The organism is Streptomyces sp. NPDC044061, assembly GCF_056434305.1.
In genome coordinates this window covers 24,117-43,531 of sequence record NZ_JBWKFL010000002.1, presented here as the reverse complement: position 1 = coordinate 43,531, position 19,415 = coordinate 24,117, and the positions used below count along the sequence as shown (strand labels likewise).

The 19,415-nt window shown below is 70.1% G+C and carries 13 protein-coding genes; 7 read left to right on the top strand and 6 right to left on the bottom strand.

Annotated elements, in window-relative coordinates:
• Window positions 1-124: 124 nt before the first annotated feature.
• From AC07CM_RS02645 to AC07CM_RS02630, 4 genes are all read left to right on the top strand, one after another.
• A complete protein-coding gene (locus AC07CM_RS02645; RefSeq protein ID WP_478874494.1) occupies window positions 125-1,129 on the top strand; it encodes a carbohydrate ABC transporter permease in 1,005 nt (334 codons plus the stop codon).
• Window positions 1,130-1,145: 16 nt separating this feature from the next.
• Window positions 1,146-2,066, top strand: a complete 921-nt coding sequence (locus AC07CM_RS02640; RefSeq protein ID WP_478874493.1) for a sugar ABC transporter permease — start codon at window positions 1,146-1,148, stop codon at window positions 2,064-2,066.
• Window positions 2,067-2,221: 155 nt separating this feature from the next.
• Window positions 2,222-3,907 (top strand): glycoside hydrolase family 13 protein, encoded by a 1,686-nt coding sequence (locus AC07CM_RS02635; protein ID WP_478874492.1) that lies wholly within the window; start codon window positions 2,222-2,224, stop codon window positions 3,905-3,907.
• Between the two features lie 134 nt (window positions 3,908-4,041).
• Window positions 4,042-5,418, top strand: a complete 1,377-nt coding sequence (locus AC07CM_RS02630) for an alpha-amylase (RefSeq protein ID WP_478874491.1) — start codon at window positions 4,042-4,044, stop codon at window positions 5,416-5,418.
• 7 nt (window positions 5,419-5,425) lie between these two features.
• On the opposite strand, the gene AC07CM_RS02625 is transcribed toward AC07CM_RS02630, so the two are convergent.
• Window positions 5,426-7,492 carry a carbohydrate-binding module family 20 domain-containing protein gene (locus AC07CM_RS02625; RefSeq protein WP_478874490.1) on the bottom strand — a complete coding sequence of 689 codons (2,067 nt, stop codon included), beginning with the start codon at window positions 7,490-7,492 and terminating at the stop codon, window positions 5,426-5,428.
• Between the two features lie 224 nt (window positions 7,493-7,716).
• Between AC07CM_RS02625 and pulA the strand changes: the two genes are divergently transcribed.
• Together pulA and AC07CM_RS02615 are read left to right on the top strand one after the other, a co-directional pair.
• Window positions 7,717-13,119 (top strand): pullulanase-type alpha-1,6-glucosidase, encoded by a 5,403-nt coding sequence (gene pulA, locus AC07CM_RS02620; RefSeq protein ID WP_478874489.1) that lies wholly within the window; start codon window positions 7,717-7,719, stop codon window positions 13,117-13,119.
• Between the two features lie 32 nt (window positions 13,120-13,151).
• The gene (locus AC07CM_RS02615) at window positions 13,152-13,517 is read left to right on the top strand and encodes a 5-carboxymethyl-2-hydroxymuconate Delta-isomerase (protein ID WP_478874488.1); all 366 of its coding nucleotides are present in this window, start codon (window positions 13,152-13,154) and stop codon (window positions 13,515-13,517) included.
• Between the two features lie 5 nt (window positions 13,518-13,522).
• Here AC07CM_RS02615 and AC07CM_RS02610 read toward each other — a convergent pair whose 3' ends face one another.
• From AC07CM_RS02610 to AC07CM_RS02590, 5 genes are all read right to left on the bottom strand, one after another.
• Complete coding sequence (locus AC07CM_RS02610; protein ID WP_478874887.1) at window positions 13,523-14,188, bottom strand: TetR/AcrR family transcriptional regulator; 666 nt, start codon at window positions 14,186-14,188, stop codon at window positions 13,523-13,525.
• Window positions 14,189-14,280: 92 nt separating this feature from the next.
• Window positions 14,281-15,330 carry a PDR/VanB family oxidoreductase gene (locus AC07CM_RS02605; RefSeq protein WP_478874487.1) on the bottom strand — a complete coding sequence of 350 codons (1,050 nt, stop codon included), beginning with the start codon at window positions 15,328-15,330 and terminating at the stop codon, window positions 14,281-14,283.
• Entirely contained in the window at window positions 15,330-16,226 is an 897-nt protein-coding gene (locus AC07CM_RS02600; protein ID WP_478874486.1) for a metal-dependent hydrolase, read from the bottom strand. Before AC07CM_RS02600 ends, AC07CM_RS02605 begins: the two co-directional genes overlap by 1 nt.
• 69 nt (window positions 16,227-16,295) lie before the next feature.
• On the bottom strand, window positions 16,296-18,218 hold the full coding sequence (locus tag AC07CM_RS02595; protein ID WP_478874485.1) for a hypothetical protein: 1,923 nt from the start codon (window positions 18,216-18,218) through the stop codon (window positions 16,296-16,298).
• Window positions 18,219-18,267: 49 nt separating this feature from the next.
• On the bottom strand, window positions 18,268-18,795 hold the full coding sequence (locus AC07CM_RS02590; protein ID WP_478874886.1) for a tetratricopeptide repeat protein: 528 nt from the start codon (window positions 18,793-18,795) through the stop codon (window positions 18,268-18,270).
• A 97-nt stretch (window positions 18,796-18,892) separates the two neighbouring features.
• On the opposite strand from AC07CM_RS02590, the gene AC07CM_RS02585 reads away from it, so the two are divergent.
• Window positions 18,893-19,285 carry a hypothetical protein gene (locus tag AC07CM_RS02585; RefSeq protein ID WP_478874484.1) on the top strand — a complete coding sequence of 131 codons (393 nt, stop codon included), beginning with the start codon at window positions 18,893-18,895 and terminating at the stop codon, window positions 19,283-19,285.
• Window positions 19,286-19,415: the final 130 nt, after the last annotated feature.

Here is a 19,415-nt window from a genome sequence, read left to right as displayed (position 1 = left end):
GCGGTCCAGACCGAGGGGCCTCCCCCCTCGTTCTCCCACGCCCTCGGGGGGGGGGGGCCCCCCCCCCCCCCCCCACCGGCCTGTGCCCAGGCCCGCCCCCTGATCTCCCCGAAGGTGCCGAACCATGACAGTCGCCATCGACCGCGCCACCGGCAAGCGCCGCGGTGACCGCGCGCCGCGGCCCGGCCTGGGCCAGCGCATCAAGAACGGATTCAACAGGTACTGGTACGCCTACGCGATGATCGCCCCGGTGGTCGTCGTGCTCGGCGTCATCGTCGGCTATCCGCTGGCGCGCGGCCTGTACCTGACCCTGACCGACGCCAACAGCCTCAACTCGGCACGCACCATCGGCGTCAACCACATCGCCGCCACCTACAAGTTCATCGGGCTCGACAACTACAAGGACATCCTGTTCGGCCCGACCTCGTACGACCGGTTCTGGTCGCACTTCCTGTGGACCGTCTTCTGGACGGCGGCCTGCGTGGTCCTGCACTACACCATCGGCCTGGGCCTCGCGCTCATGCTCAACCAGAAGCTGCGCGGCCGCACCTTCTACCGGCTGATGCTGGTCCTGCCCTGGGCGGTGCCGACCTTCGTCACCGTCTTCTCCTGGCGGATCATGCTCGCCGACTCCGGTGTGCTCAACCAGATCCTCGGATCGCTCCACCTGCCCCAGCCGCAGTGGCTGGAGGACACCTTCTGGCAGCGGTTCGCCGCGATCATGGTCAACACCTGGTGCGGTGTGCCCTTCATGATGCTCTCGCTGCTCGGCGGCCTGCAGTCCATCGACTCCACGCTCTACGAGGCCGCCGAGATGGACGGCGCCAGCGCCTGGCAGCAGTTCCGGCACGTCACGCTGCCGGGCCTGCGTTCGGTCAGCTCCACCGTGGTACTGCTCGGCATCATCTGGACCTTCAACCAGTTCGCCATCATCTTCCTGCTGTTCGGCCCCACCGGCGCCCCCGACGCCCAGATCCTCGTGACCTGGGCCTACTTCCTCGGCTTCGGACAGCAGCCGCGCGACTTCGCCCAGTCCGCCGCGTACGGCGTACTGCTGCTGTCGATCCTGACCGTCTTCACCTCCTTCTACTTCCGCTGGCTGAAGCGCAATGACCAGCTCGCCGTCTGACGCCGCAGGAGCCGCCATGAGCACCACGACATCCTCCGAGATCAAGCCGGACCGCCCGGTGACGCCGCAGGTCCTCGCCTCCTCGCGGCCCCGCCAGGTCCGCGGGCGGGGTACGCGCGGCCCGCTCGGTCGCGCCCTCCTGCACGGCGGCCTGACCGTGGCGAGCCTGATCGCGCTGGCCCCGGTGGCCTGGCTGTTCTTCCTCTCCCTCGGCCCGGACAAGGACGACTACCTGCACCCGGGCAAGATCATGGGCAAGCTGGCCTTCTCCAACTACAGCTACGTGCTCCAGCACACCGCCTTCTTCGACTGGTTCAAGTCGACGATGATCGTGGCCCTGGGCACCACCGTGATCGGTGTCTTCGTCGCCGCCACCACCGGCTACGCCGTCTCGCGCATGCGCTTCCCCGGCTACAAGCCGCTGATGTGGGTGCTGCTGCTCACCCAGGCCTTCCCGATCGCCATCCTGATCGTGCCGATGTACGAGATCTTCAGCGAACTCGACCTCATCGACACGTACTGGTCGCTGATCGTCATCAACTGCACCACCGCCGTGCCGTACAGCGCCTGGCTGCTCAAGGGCTACTTCGACACCATCCCCTTCGAGATCGACGAGGCGGGCCGGGTCGACGGACTCACCCCCTTCGGCACCTTCTTCCGGCTGATCCTGCCGCTGGCCCGCCCGGGCCTGGCCGTCGCCGCCTTCTACAACTTCATCACCGCCGTCGGCGAGGTCGCCTTCGCGACCACCTTCATGCTCGACGACTCGAAGTACACCTTCGCCGTGGGTCTGCAGACCTTCGTCAGCCAGCACGACGCCGAGTGGAACTACATGGCCGCCACCGCGGTGCTGATCGCGATACCCGTGTCGGTCTTCTTCTATCTCGTGCAGAAGAACCTCGTCACCGGCCTCACCGCCGGCGGCACCAAGGGCTGACGCCCACCCCGGTGAGAGACTCCCGCGCGGCTGTCCGCGCGGGTAGGCGGCCGCGGTGTCCATCCGACCCCGCTGACACCGCGGCCGCCTCGCACCCAGCAGCCGCCGCACCCACGTCGCCCATGACCAGAACTCCCTTACGCATCAAGGAAGCCATGAGCCAGCAGCACCCCGCAGCCCCGGCCGACGACTTCGCCGTCGCCACCGTCGCCAAGCGTCGCGACTGGTGGCGGGACGCGGTCATCTACCAGGTCTATCCGCGCAGCTTCGCCGACAGCAACGGCGACGGCATGGGTGACCTGGAAGGCGTACGTTCCAGACTCTCCTATCTGCGCGACCTCGGCGTGGACGCCGTGTGGCTCAGCCCCTTCTACGCCTCCCCGCAGGCCGACGCCGGCTACGACGTCGCCGACTACCGCGCCGTCGACCCCATGTTCGGCAACCTGCTCGACGCCGACGCGCTGATCCGCGACGCCCACGGGCTGGGCCTGCGCATCATCGTCGACCTGGTCCCCAACCACTCCTCCGACCAGCACGAGTGGTTCAAGCGCGCGCTCGCCGAGGGCCCCGGCTCGCCCCTTCGGGAGCGCTACCACTTCCGGCCCGGCAAGGGAAAGAACGGCGAACTGCCGCCCAACGACTGGGAGTCCATCTTCGGCGGCCCGGCCTGGACCCGGGTGACCGAACCGGACGGCACCCCCGGCGAGTGGTACCTGCACCTCTTCGCCCCCGAGCAGCCCGACTTCAACTGGGAACACCCGGCGGTCGGCGACGAGTTCCGCTCCATCCTCCGCTTCTGGCTGGACATGGGCGTCGACGGCTTCCGCATCGACGTCGCCCACGGCCTGGTGAAGGCGGCGGGCCTCCCGGACCTGGGCTCCCACGACCAGCTCAAGCTGCTGGGCAACGATGTCATGCCGTTCTTCGACCAGGACGGCGTGCACGTCATCTACCGGCAGTGGCGCACGATTCTCGACGAGTACGCGGGCGAGCGGATCTTCGTCGCCGAGGCCTGGACCCCGACGGTCGAGCGCACCGCCAACTACGTCCGCCCGGACGAGCTGCACCAGGCCTTCAACTTCCAGTACCTGGGCACGGAGTGGGACGCGGAGGAACTCCGCACGGTCATCGACCGCACCCTGGAGGCCATGCGTCCGGTCGGCGCCCCCGCCACCTGGGTGCTGTCCAACCACGACGTCACCCGGCACGCGACCCGCTTCGCCAATCCGCCCGGCCTCGGCACCCAGATCCGCACCGCGGGCGACCGCGCACTGGGCCTGCGCCGTGCCCGCGCCGCCACCCTCCTCATGCTGGCGCTGCCCGGCTCGGCGTACGTGTACCAGGGCGAGGAACTGGGCCTCCCGGACGTGGTGGACCTCCCCGACGAGGTGCGCCAGGACCCGGCCTACTTCCGGGGCGCAGGCCAGGACGGCTTCCGCGACGGCTGCCGGGTGCCGATCCCGTGGACCCGGGAGGGCTCCTCGTACGGCTTCGGCAGTGGCGGCAGCTGGCTGCCCCAGCCGTCGACCTGGGCCGAGCTGAGCGTCGAGGCCCAGACGGGAGTGCCCGGCTCGACCCTGGAGCTGTACCGGGCCGCGCTGGTCCTGCGCCGGTCGCAGCCCGACCTGGGCGCGGGCGAGGCGGTGGAGTGGCTGCGGGCGCCCGAGGGCGTCCTCGCCTTCCGGCGCGGGGAGTTCGTGTGCGTCGCCAACACGACGGGGTCGTCGGTGACGATCCCGGCGCACGGCCGCGTCCTGCTCACGAGCGGTGAGGTGACCGAGGCCGACGGCGAGGCGAAGGTGCCGGCGGACACCACCGTGTGGTGGACGACAGCGGTCTGAGGACCCGTCTGAAAGTTCTTGCATCAACTTCACAACGGCCCGCTGCCTTTCAGGCAGCGGGCCTTTAACATCTGCGTCACCGCAAGTTTGCTGAAACATTGCAGCAAGCGCCTTCAACGTCGAAGGACCCCCACATGGCACGCAGAACCCTCCCCACGGCGATCGCCCTCGCAGCCGCCGTCTCGGTTGGCATGTACCCGACTACCGCCGAGGCCTCCCCGCCCGGCACCAAGGACGTCACCGCCGTCCTCTTCGAGTGGAACTACGCCTCGGTCGCCAAGGAGTGCACCACCGCTCTCGGCCCCGCCGGCTACGGATACGTCCAGGTCTCCCCACCCGCCGAGCACATACAGGGCTCGCAGTGGTGGACGTCGTACCAGCCGGTCTCGTACAAGATCGCGGGCCGCCTCGGCGACCGCGCGGCGTTCCAGAGCATGGTGAACACCTGCCACGCGGCCGGTGTGAAGGTCGTGGTCGACACGGTCGTCAACCACATGTCGGCCGGCTCGGGCACCGGCACGGGCGGCTCCTCGTACACGAAGTACGACTACCCGGGCCTGTACTCGGTCTACGACTTCGACGACTGCACCTCCCAGGTCACCAACTACCAGGACCGCTGGAACGTCCAGCACTGCGAACTCGTCGGCCTGGCCGACCTGGACACGGGCGAGGAGTACGTCCGCAAGACCATCGCCGGCTACATGAACGACCTGCTGACCCTCGGCGTCGACGGCTTCCGCATCGACGCGGCCAAGCACATCCCGGCGGAAGACCTGGCCAACATCAAGAGCCGGCTGACCAACCCCTCCGTCTACTGGAAGCAGGAGGTCATCTACGGCGCGAACGAGGCGGTCCAGCCGTCCGAGTACACCGGCAACGGGGACGTGCAGGAGTTCCGCTACGCCTACGACCTCAAGCGCGTCTTCAACAACGAGAAGCTGGCGTACCTGAGCAACTACGGCGAGGGCTGGGGCTATCTGAGCAGCTCGGTCGCGGGTGTCTTCGTGGACAACCACGACACGGAGCGCAACGGCTCGACCCTGAACTACAAGAGCGGCGCCAACTACACCCTGGCCAACGTCTTCATGCTGGCGTACCCCTACGGCGCCCCCGACATCAACTCGGGCTACGAGTGGTCCGACGCGGACGCCGGCCCGCCCAACGGAGGCAAGGTCAACGCCTGCTGGCAGGACGGCTGGAAGTGCCAGCACGCCTGGCCGGAGATCAAGTCCATGGTCGCCTTCCGCAACGCCACCCGCGGACAGGCCGTCTCCAACTGGTGGGACAACGGCAACAACGCCATCGCCTTCGGCCGGGGCGCCAGGGGCTATGTGGCGATCAACCACGAGACCTCGTCCCTGACCCGCACCTACCAGACCTCGCTGCCGTCGGGCACCTACTGCAACGTGCAGAACAACACGACGGTGACGGTGAACTCCAGCGGGCAGTTCACCGCCACCCTGGGCGCCGACACGGCGCTGGCGATCTACTCGGGGAAGCCGGGCTGCTGAGCCGGCCCTACTTCCAGGTGTCGCTCGTCGTGTAGCCGGACGAACCGCCCGTCGTGTACGAGCGGTTCGTACCGGACTCCCAGGTCACGTTCCCGGAGCCGTCCTTCTTGACGTACTTGTACTCGAAGGACGTGCTCCTGGGGACGATGACGAGTCTGCTCCAGGTGGGGTACGACGCCGAGGACAGGGGAATCGCGTCGGCCGTGTTCCAGGAGCCGAGGGAGGTGAGGGAGCCGACGACGTAGACGTTGGTTCCCCAGTCGGTCGTGGCGGTCTCGTCGAAGGTGACGTCGGTGGCGCTCGTGCTCGCCACGTTCCAGGAGTTGTTCAGCGAGAGCGCCGAGGTGGTCGTGGCGGCGGTGCGGTTGGCGTTCGACTCCCAGGTCACATTGCCCGAGCTGTCCTTCTTGAGGTACTTGAACTCGAACGAGGTGTTGACCGGAACGCCCACCTCCCCCGACCAGATCGGATAGCCGGACGACGACAGCCGCACTGCCTTGGAGGTGTCCCAGCCGCCCAGGGCCGGGATCGACCCCACGACGTACACGCCGGTGCCGGACGGCGTCGACGCGTACTCGTCGAACGTCGCGTTCACCGTGTCGCCGGAGCCGCCGCCCGTGTCGTCGCAGCCCACCGTGCAGGTGTAGGAGGAGTTGTAGAAGGCGACCGCGCCCTTCCCCGGGACGGTGATCGAGGCGCTGCCGCCGGACACGGTCACCGTCGTCGCGCCGCCGTCGATCACGTTCTTGTACGTGCCGTCGGCCATGCCCGTGGTGAACGTGTAGGTCGCGCTGCTCGTGCCGTTGTTCAGGGCGAAGAACCCGGCGCCGCCGCGGCCGAAGCCGATCACGGACGACGACTTCGTCTGCCAGTCGGAGACGGCCGCCGTGCCGACGGCGTTGTGCCAGGCCACCATGCCGACCACCGAGGTGTCCCGGTCGAGGCAGTACCATCCGCCCGAGCAGTCCGTGTCCGTCACGAACCCGGAGAAGTTCGGCGGAGCCTGGTCGCTCCGGGTCCACTCCCAGCTCGCGTACACCGTCGGCGTCGACCACTTGTAGGCGAGCTGGAAGAGGTTGGCGAGCTTGTAGGTGTCGCCGTCCTTGTAGCTCATGTGCAGGCCGTTGCGTTCGGTGTCGTGGTTCGTCACGAACGAGACGGAGTCGGCGGCCGGCAGGATCCCGGAGGAAGAGAGTGACCCCAGGTCGCTCGCGTTCCCCTGGAACGCCGACTTCAGCCTGCTCGCGTAGGTGAAGTCCAGGACGTCACCGGAGGCGTAGTAGTCCGACGGCTGCGGGGTCGAGCCAGGATAGACCTCCTGGAAGACGTACGGCGCCGAGCCCGACGTGGTGCTCGTCAGCTTGGACTCGATCGCCGCCAGGTCGGCCTCGGGGACGTGCTTGGCCGCATCCACGCGGAAGCCGTCGACACCGAGGGCGAGCTGGGAGTTCAGGTAGTCCGCGATGCCGGTGCGCACCGTGTCCGAGCCCGTTCTGAGGTCGGGCAGCCCCAGCAGTTCGCAGTTCTGGACCTGGGTGAGGCTGGAGTAGTCCTGGATCGTGAGGTCGGAGGTGGGACAGTCGGACGAATCATGGTAGTTCGCCCGGTCCCACTCCGGGGTGTCGTACTTGTTCGTGACCGTCGTGCCGTTGTAGCCGGTGCCGGTCTGCGCGGCCGTGTGGTTGATCACCGCGTCCGTGTAGACCTTCACGCCCGCCCGGCGGCAGGTGCTGATCATGGTGGCGAACTTCGCCTGCGAGCCGAAGCGGCTGTTCAGGTCGTAGGAGTAGGGCTGGTAGACGTCCCACCAGTAGAAGCTGGACTGTTTCAGGGACTCCGCGGGCGGCGCCACCTGCACCGCGCCGTAGCCCGCCGGGCCCAGCACGTTCGTGCACTCCGAGGCGATCGAGTCCCAGTTCCACTCCCACAGGTTGGCGATCACATCGCCCTTGGCGGTCGTGTCCGCCTGCGCGGGCGTCGCCGGCAGGGCGAGCACACCCGCGAGCGCCAGCGCGCCGGCGGCCGTGGCTCCGGCCGTCCGGCGGAAGACACCCCGGGGTCGGTGTCCGGTCATGTGCGGCTCCGAAAAGAGAGGGTGAGGCTTCAACAACCGGTGAGAGTGCGGCAGTTGAGAAAGGTCCGTCAAGACGGCCGGTGAAAGTTCTTGCTGTGAGTTTCAAGCCTCTTGCTGTAAACCTTTCGTTAGCGATACGGTCCCCCGCGGGCGCCCGGCAGTGCAGCCGTGCCGCGGCGTGGGGTCGGACCCAAAAGAGCCGTAATCGCTAGGAGTTACCGCCTGTGATACCGAGATGGCCGGCGCCCCGGACGCGCCGTACCGCACCTGCGAGACGGGCCGCGGCCGTCACCGCCGCGGCCCTCGCCGCAGCCCTGATCCAGCCACTGGCCGCCCACGCCGCCACCCCGCCCGCACCCCCCTCGGACGCGGCACTCGCCGCCCAGCCGGGTCGGCACGACGACACCCGTGACCAGTTCTACTTCGTCATGCCGGACCGTTTCGCCAACGGGGACAGGTCCAACGACCGGGGAGGGCTGACCGGGTCCCGCCTGAGCACCGGCTACGACCCCACCGACAAGGGCTTCTACCAGGGCGGCGACCTCAAGGGCCTGACCAGCCGGCTCGACTACATCAAGGGCCTCGGCACCACCGCCATCTGGATGGCGCCCATCTTCAAGAACCGCCCGGTGCAGGGCACGGGCGCCAACGCCTCCGCCGGTTACCACGGCTACTGGATCACCGACTTCACCCAGGTCGACCCGCACTTCGGCACCAACAAGGACCTCCAGACCCTCATCTCCAAGGCGCACGCCAAGGGCATGAAGGTCTTCTTCGACGTCATCACCAACCACACCGCCGACGTCGTCGACTACGAGGAGAAGTCCTACGACTACCTGTCCAAGGGCGCCTTCCCGTACCTGACCAAGGACGGGCGGCCCTTCGAGGACGCCGACTATGCGGACGGCAGCCGGAAGTTCCCGGCCGTCGACGCGGACTCCTTCCCGCGCACGCCGAAGGTGACCAGTAAGAGCAAGGTCCCCGCCTGGCTCAACGACCCGACGATGTACCACAACCGGGGCGACTCGACCTACGCCGGCGAGTCCACCACCTACGGTGACTTCTCCGGCCTCGACGACCTGTGGACCGAGCGTCCCGAGGTCGTCCAGGGGATGGAGAAGATCTACGAGCGCTGGGTGAAGAACTTCGGCATCGACGGGTTCCGCATCGACACCGTCAAGCACGTGAACATGGAGTTCTGGACCCAGTGGGCCACCGCGCTCGACAAGTACGCGGCCGCCCACGGACGGAAGAACTTCTTCATGTTCGGCGAGGTCTACTCCGCCGACACCTCGATCACGTCCCCGTACGTCACCCAGGGCCGCCTCGACGCCACCCTCGACTTCCCCTTCCAGGACGCGGCCCGCGCCTACGCCTCCCAGGGCGGCAGCGCGCAGAAGCTGGCGAGCGTCTTCGGTGACGACTACAAGTACACGACCGACAAGGCCAACGCGTACGAGCAGGTCACCTTCCTCGGCAACCACGACATGGGCCGCATCGGGTACTTCCTGAAGCAGGACAACCCCAAGGCCACCGACGCCGAGATCCTCGGGAAGGACAGGCTCGCCAACGAGCTGATGTTCCTCAGCCGCGGCAACCCGGTCGTCTACTACGGCGACGAGCAGGGCTTCACCGGCTCCGGCGGCGACAAGGACGCCCGCCAGACCATGTTCGCCTCCAAGGTCGCCGACTACCTCGACGACGACGAGATCGGCACCGACCGCACCCACGCGAGCGACGCCTACGACACGAGCGCGCCGCTCTACAAGGAGATCCGCGCCCTCGCGAAGCTCCGGAAGGACAACCCGGCCCTGACGGACGGCGTCCAGACCGAGCGGTACGCGGCCGACGGCGCCGGTGTCTACGCCTTCACCCGTACGGACGCCAGGACGGGCGCCGAGTACGTCGTCGCCTTCAACAACGCCGACGACGAGAAGTCCGCGACCTTCGCGACCGGCTCGGCGGACATGGCATACAAGGGCGTCTACGGCACGGACGCCACGGCGAAGACCGACGCCGACCGCAAGCTCACCCTCACCGTCCCGGCCGGCTCCGCCGTCGTCCTCAAGGCCACCGGCACCCTCGCCGAGCCCGCCACCAAGCCGACCCTCACCCTGAAGGCCCCGGCCACCGGAGCCACCGGGACCGTGGACGTCACAGCCGACGTCGACGGCGGCCGGCTCAACCGGGTCGTCTTCGCCGCCCAGGTCGGCAACGGCAAGTGGCGCACCCTCGGCTCCGCCGACCACGCCCCCTACAAGGTCACCCAGGCCATCGGCAAGGACGTGCCCGCCGGGACCGCCCTGCGCTACAAGGCGGTCGTGGTCGACTCGGCCGGGCACACCGCGAGCGCCACGGCGAACAGCACCACCGGCACCCCGCCCGCGGCCGAGGTCCCCACGGCCTCCTCCCGGGACTACGCGATCGTGCACTACAAGCGCACCGACGGCGACTACGACAACTGGGGCCTGTACGCCTGGGGCGACATCGCCGACGGCGAGGCGACGAACTGGCCCGCCAGCCACCCCTTCGCCGGCCGCGACGCGTACGGCGCCTTCGCCTACGTCAAGCTGAAGCCGGGCGCCTCCAACGTCGGCTTCCTGGTCATCGACAAGGACGGCAACAAGGACGTCTCCGCCGACCGGACCATCGACGTCACCAAGACGGGTGAGGTCTGGGTCGAGCAGGGCAAGGCGGACTTACTGACCCAGCGGCCCGAGTACCCGGCGCAGGACAAGACCAAGGCGGTCGTCCACTACCACCGCGCCGACGGGAACTACGACGGCTGGGGCCTGCACGTCTGGACGGGTGCCGCGAACCCCACCGACTGGTCGAACCCCCTGAAGCCGGTGAAGACTGATGCCTATGGCGCGGTCTTCGAGGTGCCGCTCACCGAGGGTGCCACCAGCCTCAGCTACATCATCCACAAGGGCGACGACAAGGATCTCCCCACCGACCAGTCCCTGGACCTCAAGACCAACGGTCACGAGGTGTGGCTGTTGAACGGTCAGGAGAAGTACCTGCTGCCGCAGCCCGCGGGCAGCGCGGCCGCGCTCGACCTGACCACCTCCAAGGCGGTCTGGATCGACCGGAACACGGTCGCCTGGAACGGCGCCGACGGTGCCGTCTCCACCCAGCTGCTGTACTCGCACGACGGCTCGATCGCCGTCAAGGACGGGGCGCTGACCAGCGACGACGAGCGCTGGCTGCGTCTGACGAAGACCACCCTCACCGACACCCAGAAGGCGAAGTTCCCGCACCTGAAGGACTACACCGCCTGGTCCGTCGACCCGCGCGACCGGGACCGGGTGCGCGCGGCGCTGGGCGGGCAGCTCGTCGCCTCGCAGCGGGCCGCCAACGGCGCCGTCCTGGCCGCCACCGGTGTGCAGATCGCGGGGGTGCTGGACGACGTGTACGACGCCACGAAGGCGAAGCTGGGCCCGGTCTTCCACGACGGCAGGCCGACCTTGTCCGTCTGGGCGCCGACGGCACAGAGCGTCTCCCTGGAGCTGGACGGCTCCAAGGTGGCCATGCACCGCGACCCGGCCACCGGCGTCTGGTCCGTCACGGGTCCGACGTCCTGGAAGAACAAGCCGTACCGCTACGTGGTGAAGGTCTGGGCCCCGAGCGTCCGCAAGGTCGTGACGAACAAGGTCACCGACCCCTACTCGGTCGCCCTCACCGCGAACTCCGAGCGCAGCCTCGTCGTCGACCTGAACGACAAGTCCCTCGCTCCGGGCGGCTGGGCCGGACTGCACAAGCCGAAGGCCGTACCGCTGAAGAACGCGCAGATCCAGGAACTGCACATCCGGGACTTCTCCGTCGCCGACAAGACGGTCCCGGCGAAGGACCAGGGCACCTACCTGGCCTTCGCGGACCAGCGCAGCGACGGCGCGAAGCACCTGCGTGAGCTGGCGAAGTCCGGTACGTCGTACGTGCACCTGCTGCCGGCCTTCGACATCGCCACCATCCCCGAGAAGAAGGCCGACCAGGCGACTCCCGACTGCGACCTGGCCTCCTTCGCCGCCGACTCCGACAAGCAGCAGGAGTGCGTCGCGAAGACCGCCGCCAAGGACGCCTACAACTGGGGCTACGACCCGTACCACTACACGGTCCCGGAGGGCTCCTACGCCACCGACCCGGACGGCACCGCGCGTACCGTCCAGTTCCGCAAGATGGTCAAGGCGCTCAACGAGGACGGCCTCAGGGTCGTCATGGACGTCGTCTACAACCACACGGCGGCCAGCGGCCAGGCGGACACCTCGGTCCTCGACAGGATCGTGCCCGGCTACTACCAGCGGCTTCTGGCCGACGGCTCGGTCGCCAACAGCACCTGCTGCTCCAACACCGCGCCCGAGAACGCCATGATGGGCAAGCTGGTGGTCGACTCGATCGTCACCTGGGCCAAGGAGTACAAGGTCGACGGCTTCCGCTTCGACCTCATGGGCCACCACCCGAAGGCCAACATCCTCGCCGTCCGCAAGGCCCTCGACGCGCTGACCCTCGAGAAGGACGGCGTCGACGGCAAGAAGATCATCCTCTACGGCGAGGGCTGGAACTTCGGCGAGGTGGCGAACGACGCCCGGTTCGTGCAGGCCACGCAGGCGAACATGGCCGGCACCGGCATCGCCACCTTCTCCGACCGCGCCCGTGACGCCGTGCGCGGCGGCGGCCCCTTCGACTCGGACCCCGGCATCCAGGGCTTCGCGTCCGGGCTGTACACCGACCCCAACTCCTCCACGGCCAACGGGACGAAGGAGGAGCAGCGGGCCCGGCTGCTGCACTACCAGGACCTGATCAAGATCGGTCTGACCGGCAACCTGGCCAAGTACCACTTCACCGACACCGACGGCAAGGAGGTCACCGGCGCCGAGGTCGACTACAACGGCGCCCCCGCCGGCTACGCGGACGCGCCCGGCGACGCCCTCGCCTATGTGGACGCGCACGACAACGAGTCGCTGTTCGACGCCCTGACCTACAAGCTCCCCAAGGACACCTCCGCGTCCGACCGGGCCCGTATGCAGGTCCTGGCGATGGCCACGGCCGCCCTCTCGCAGGGGCCGTCCCTCTCCCAGGCGGGCACCGACCTGCTGCGCTCGAAGTCGCTGGACCGCAACTCCTTCGACAGCGGCGACTGGTTCAACGCCATCCACTGGAACTGCGCCGACGGCAACGGCTTCGGGCGGGGGCTGCCCCCGGCGGCCGACAACCAGTCCAAGTGGGACTTCGCCAAGCCGCTGCTCGGCACGGTCAAGGTGGGCTGCCCGCAGATCACCGGCGCCTCGGCCGCCTACCAGGACCTGCTGCGGATCCGTTCGACGGAGAAGACGTTCTCCCTCGGCACGGCCGCGCAGGTGCAGGACCGGCTGTCCTTCCCGCTGTCCGGCAAGGACGAGACGCCGGGCGTGATCACCATGCGGCTCGGTGACCTGGTCGTGGTCTTCAACGCCTCCCCGCAGCAGCAGGAGCAGCGGATCGCCGGTCTGGCCGGTGCGCACTACCGGCTGCACCCCGTGCAGGCGTCCGGTGCAGACGCGGTGGTGAAGACCTCCTCCTACGCGGCCGGCTCGGGCACGTTCACCGTCCCGGCGCGGACCGTGGCGGTGTTCACCCGGGCGTCCGAGTAGGGTCGGACCGTCGCCGTAGAACAGGAGTGCCCATGCCGCAGATCACCGTCGACTACACCGCCGTGCTGGACGACGCGGACCCCTTCGACATCGAGGGCTTCGCGCGGGCGCTGCACGAGGCGGTCGTCGAGATCGCGGCGGCCAGGCCGGAGTCCTGCAAGACGCTGTTCCGGGAGGGGTACGCCGCGTACGGCTACGAGGAGATGGATCAGCGGCACGCCGTCGTGCACGTGACCATCGGTCTCCTCGCCGGCCGCGGCGAGGAGACGAAGGCGAGGCTGACGGAGGCCGTGCTGGAGCTGCTCCGCAAGCATGTGGCGCCGCAGGACGGCGTCACCCTGCACGCCTCCGCCGAGATCCGCGACCTGGACCCGTCGTACCGGAAGTTCGACCGGTAGGGCTCCTAGGAATCCAGTGAGATCAGCCGGCCGACGAGCTCCGCGAAGGGGCCGTCGGCCGGCTCGTCCTTGACCATCGTGCGCAGCAGTACGGCCAGGTCCGGGTCGTAGGCGGCGCTCACCGCCGCGAGCGCGGCGAAGTCGTGCACGAGCTGGAGCTCCAGCTCGGCGCGCGGGATGCGCCGGCCGTCCAGCCAGATCAGCGCCGTCGACTCGGCGAGCGAGATCCATGACCGGACGACCAGTTCCAGTCGCGGGGAGGCGTCGGTGACGCCCAGATGCGAAAGCATCTGCTCATAGGCGGCCTGCCGCACGGAGTCGACGAGCGCGTTCGTCGTCGAGGAGCCGACGGCCGGGCCGCCGCGCATGAGCGCCGAGAAGCCGGGCCCGTGCTCGTCCACGAAGTCGAAGAAGCGGCGCATCACGCGCAGCAGCCGGGCCCCCAGCGATCCCTCGTGCGGCTCCGCGAACCGGCCCGCCAGATCCTCCGAGGCGCGCTTCAACGCGGCCTCGTACAGGCTGAGTTTGCCGGGGAAGTAGTGGTAGACCAGCGGACGCGAGATGCCCGCAGCCGACGCTATCTCGTCGATGGAGACCTCGTCGGGCGAGCGTCGGCTGAACAGGTCGAGCGCGACGCCGATGAGCTGCTGCCGCCGCTCCTCGACGCCCATCCTGCGGCGAACCCCGATACTCATGCGAACACCTTACCGATCGAATCCGGCCCCGAACGGGCCGGACCGGCACCGGCATTCGCCGCATTCCCTCACAGGTCCAGCACAAGACGCTCACTTCTGGCCCGTGATACACAGATCAGCATCGAGTCGGCACGCTCCACATCCGTCAGCAGCTCGTCCCGGTGGTCCACGTCGCCCTCCAGCACCCGCTGTTGACAGGTACCGCAGAAGCCCTGCTCGCAGGAGTAGGCGGTGTCCGGCAGCTCCCGGCGTACGGCGGCCAGCACGGTGGAGTCGGCGGGGACCGGGAACGTGCGTCCGGTGCGCCGGAGCTCGACCTCGAACTCCGCGTCGCCGCCGGCGGTGGTGCGCGGTGCGAATCGCTCCAGGTGGAGCGTGGTGCCCTTCGGCAGGCCTGCCTCCACCGCCGCCATGAGGCCCTCGGGCCCGCAGCAGTAGACGGCCGCCCCCTCGGGAACACCGGCTGACAACGCCTCCAGGTCCGGCCGTCCGTCCTCGTCCTCGGCGACGAGCGTGAGCCGGTCACCGGCGAGTTTGCGCACCTCCTCCAGGAACGGCATCGAGGCCCGCGTCCGGCCGCCGTACAGCAGCCGCCAGTCCGTGCCCTCGGGCAGGGCCCGCAGCATCGGCAGGATCGGCGTGATACCGATGCCGCCGGCGACGAAGACGTACGCGGGCGCCTCGATGAGCGGGAAGCGGTTCCGGGGCCCGCGCACCTCCAGCTCCATGCCCTCGGCGAGCTGTTCGTGCACCTCCCGCGAACCGCCCCGGCCGTCCTCCACCAACCGCGTGGCGACCGTGTAGGAGGAGGTGTCCTCGGGGTCCCCGCACAGCGAGTACTGCCGCACGAGCCCCGAGGGCAGCACCAGGTCGAGATGCGCGCCGGGCTCCCAGCGGGGCAACCCGGCACCTTCCAGGCGGAGTTGCACGACCCCGTCGGCGATCGGCTCGTGGGCGGTGAGCAGCAGGCGCCGGGCCCGTGCCCGCGGGCGGCCGGAGACGGGCGGGTCCAGGGCCGGCAGCGGCCACAGCGGCGAGGCCTGGACGCGGCGCCGCAGGGCGCGCCGGGTCAGCAGTGCGGCGCCCGCGACGAGCGCGACGGTGAGCGGCTTCGGCATCACGACGCCCCCCGCTCCGCCGCGCGTGCGGCGGGGGAGGCGGCCAGGTAGGCGACGGCCTGGGCCGTGGAGCCCTCCTGGGAGGGGTGGTAGGAGCGGCTGAGGTAGCGCGGGATGGACCTGGCCATGGCGCCGGTGGTGGGCAGGGTGCCGCGCCGGCCGCTCAGATGGAACTCCTTGAAGGAGGCCCTGCCGTCCACCAGGGTGGGGTCGTTCTCCATGAAGAAGCGGGCCCCGCGCTGCCACAGGAACACCAGCGCGGAGAAGGCCGTGGCCCAGGTGCGCACCCGGCGCCGGTAGCTGCCGTCGACGTGTGTGAAGAGGTCGAAGGCGACGGAGCGGTGCTCGACCTCCTCGGCGCCGTGCCAGCGCAGCAGGTCCAGCATGGTGGGGTCGGCGCCCCGCCGGTCCAGCTCGGCGGCGTTGAGCACCCAGTCGCCGAGGAAGGCCGTGTAGTGCTCGATGGCCGCGATCAGCGCGACCCGCTCCAGCAGCCACCAGCGGCGCGCCCGGCCCGGCGGCAGGGTGCGGTCGCCGAGCAGCTTCTCGAAGAACCAGTCGACCTGAGCGGTGTACGGCGTCGGGTCGAGCCCTTGTTCCCTGAGGTGCGGCAGGACCTCGTCGTGGGCCTGGGAGTGCATCGCCTCCTGCCCGATGAAGCCGAGGACGTTCGCGCGGAGCCGGTCGTCCCGGATGAGCGGCAGCACCTGCTTGTACACGTGCACGAACCACCGCTCCCCGGCGGGCAGCAGCAGGTGCAGCACGTTGATGGTGTGCGTGGTGAACGGGTCGCCGGGCACCCAGTGCAGCGGGGTGTCCTCCCAGGAGAAGGACACGTTGCGGGCCTTGAGCGGTATGCGCTCGGACTCCACCGGCAGGGCCTGCGTGTTAGACATGGCGTCAATGTACTGATGGGTAGGCTCTCTGAGAACCCCTCTGCGGCACCTTGTTGACGCCGGTGTCAGCTAGTGCAGCCCGCGGGTCTGCCGCCCGTCCTTGAGGCTCCCCTTCAGGTCGGCCCGCGTTCCCTGCTTCGCCCGCACGGCCAGCAGCGGGCCCTGCCCGGACGCGGTGACCCCGCCGGTCGCGCGGATCGACGCGGTGTCCGGGCCGCCCGCGGCCAGCAGGTACCAGCTGCCGGTCCGTGACTTCCACAGCACCCCGGCCAGCACCTGCGGGTCGCGCGGACCGCAGGCCGCGACGTCCGTGCCCCGGGCCACCACCGCCCCGGCGGGCCCGCCCGGCGTCCGGAACTGGGCCATCGCGAGCGTGCCGTCGCCGCGCCAGGTCTCGGCCCTGGTGCACACCCACTGACCCGCCCCGCCCGCGTCGGGCAGGGTCTGGTTCGCGAAAGCCCAGGCGTTGACGCTGCGCACACCCGCGGAGCGCTCCGTGGACAGTGAGCAGGCGAACGGCGCCCAGGCGCGCAGCCCGTCGGGGATGGTCGCCTCACCGATGGAGCCGGGGCGTCCGGCGGTGAGGTGGGCCGGCACCAACTCGCCGAGGTCCGTGGCCAGATGGGTGCCGGAGGCGTCGGTCAGCTGGAGCACTTTCCACGAGGTGCAGCTGCCGGGCTGCAGGGCGGGGCTGGCCAGCGGCGCGGTGACGCCGTCGGTGACGGCCAGGTCCGTCGCGGCCGGGTCCGGCTTGGCCAGGTCGCGCTCGGCGGCCTTCTTCACCCAGGGGGCGGTCAGATAACGGACGTTGCTGTCCGAGCGGCCCAGCACCAGCGCGCTCGCCTCGGCGCCGGTCGCGCCGTCGACGCGCGCGAAGTCGAGGGCCGCGCCCGCGGTGCCCTCCGTGGGCTCCGCGTAGCGGGCGATGCGCAGGCCGTCGTAGAGGATCACGACGCGCACGGTGTCCACCACGCCCGCGTACAGCAGCTGGGGCGGGCCGGCCGGGCCGCCGGTCCGGGTGCCGGGGGTGGCCGAGACGCGGACCGTCTCCCCGGGTCGGGCCCAGACGGCCAGGGCGCGGCGCAGCAGGGCCTTGTCGCCGGTGAGCGGGCCGCGTGCGGGCCACACCGAGAAGTCGCTGCGGGCGGAGGACTCCCAGGTGGTGGGGGCCACCCGGACGAGCCTGCCGGGGTCCAGGGCCGCCTCGGCCGCCGGGTTCTTCGCGTACACGGGTGCGGCGGCGCCGTCGGGTCCCCAGCCGCCGCCCGGCATGGCCACCAGCGCGCCGCACACCGCGAGCGCGACCGCCGCGACGAGCGCGGCCTTGGCGTGCCGGCGGCGCCGCATCAGGTCGGTGGGCCGGACCTGCAGCGAGCAGGGGTCGAACTCGGGGGCGCGGAGCAGGGCGTCCTGCGCGGGCAGCCCGTTGGCCTCCGCCAACGCGGCCTCGGCCTGGTCGACGCCTGCGGACGTCAGGATCCCGCGGATGTCCGGGTCGGTCAGCTTCTCCAGGCCGCGCAGCACATAGGCGGCGCGGGCCGGTCCCGACAGGCCGGAAAGCCCTTGGTCCAGGGCGAGTTCGTCGGCCCCGCCGGAGCGCGGGAACAGCCGCAGGCCCCACACCTGGGGCAGCAGCGGCGGCAGCGGTGCGAGCCTCGGGCGGCGCTTGCCGGTGCCGGCCGCCCGCAGCGCCGTACGCAGGACCCGGAGGCGGACGAAGGCGTACCCCGGGTCACCCTCCCGGCCCGTGGACTGGGCCGGGATCACGGACGGCTTCCTGCGGCCCCGGGGCAGCGCCCGTTGGGCGAGGGCGTGTGCCGTCAGCACCCGGCGGCCGCGGCCGAGGTTCGGCGGCAGTACCAGGTAGGCGAGCCGGACCAGCCGAGGGTAGTGCTCGACGAGCGCGGCCTCGGCCTGTTCGACGTCGACGACCGGGTCGGAGGCGCGGGGGGAGACGGGTGCGTGACGCTGGGCTACATCCTGTGACTGCACGCCAGGGAGAACGAGCGAGTCATTGGTTGGTCACCTCCGTGCGGGTGCCTCAGTCCTCCGGCTGTACCAGTGCGCGCGCGTAATTGGCCATCGAACGCTGGTAGCGCGGCAGATGCGGGGCCAGGGCGCCGAGCACCAGGGAGAGGCCCTCGCGGTCGCGGCCCAGGCTGGACAGGCACAGGGCGAGACAGGCCCGCACCGCGTCGTCCAACTCGTCGGCAGAGGCGTCGAGTTCCGCGGTGAGCAACTTGACGCCCTCCTCGGCCTCGCCGACGTTCCGCAGGGAACTGGACAGCTGGATCTTGGCCCGGCGGCCCTTGTACTGGCTGGCCTCGCCCAGACCGCGCGCCAGTGCCTCCCGGTACAGCGGCACCGCCCTGTCCGAGTGCCCGGTGGAGTCCCAGGCGCAGGCCTGCTCGAAGGGGCCCAGCGGGCTGCCGTCCGGCAGCTCGGCGACCAGCTCGTCGATCAGCGCGCGGAACTCGTGCGCGTGCTCTTCCGGACAGTCGTCGAAGGTGGCCCAAGCGGCGGCCACGCGGTCTTCCCAGTCCTGGTTCACCGGGTCACCCTCGCACATCCGTGCCCACCCCGGCAGCGGATTTGAGCGCACCGCGCGCGGGAGCCGTATCCGAGGGGACTGGGGCATGCTTGGCCCACCAGGACCGGAGGAACGCATGAGGTTGACGCGACTGATGATCGGCGCCGCGGCGGCGCTGACGCTGGCCGGCTGTGGTTCGAGCGGGGACACGAAGGCGGTGCCGCCCACCGCCACGGGCAGCCTGGAGAGCCTGGCCGCCGAGGTGAAGTGCAAGCCGAACATGCAGACCGACGCCGACGAGATCCGCCAGGCCATCTGCCGGAACACCGACGGCAAATTCATTCTCGCCACCTTCGCCACCGACCGCGGCCAGCGCGAGTGGATCAACGACGCGAAGGACTACGGCGGCTACTACCTCGTCGGCCGCAAGTGGGTCGCCGTCGGCGACGACGGGGTCGTCAAGGCGCTGCGGGGCACGCTCGGCGGCGACGTGGAGATCGGCACGAACCACCACGCCCACCACGGCTGAGGGCGATGACACGAACGGAAGCGGGGGGGGGGGGGGGGGCCCCCCCCCCCCCCCCCCCCCCCCCCCCCCCCCACCTCCCCCCCCCCCCCCCCCCCCCCCCCCCCCCCCCCCCCCCCCCCCCCCCCCCCCT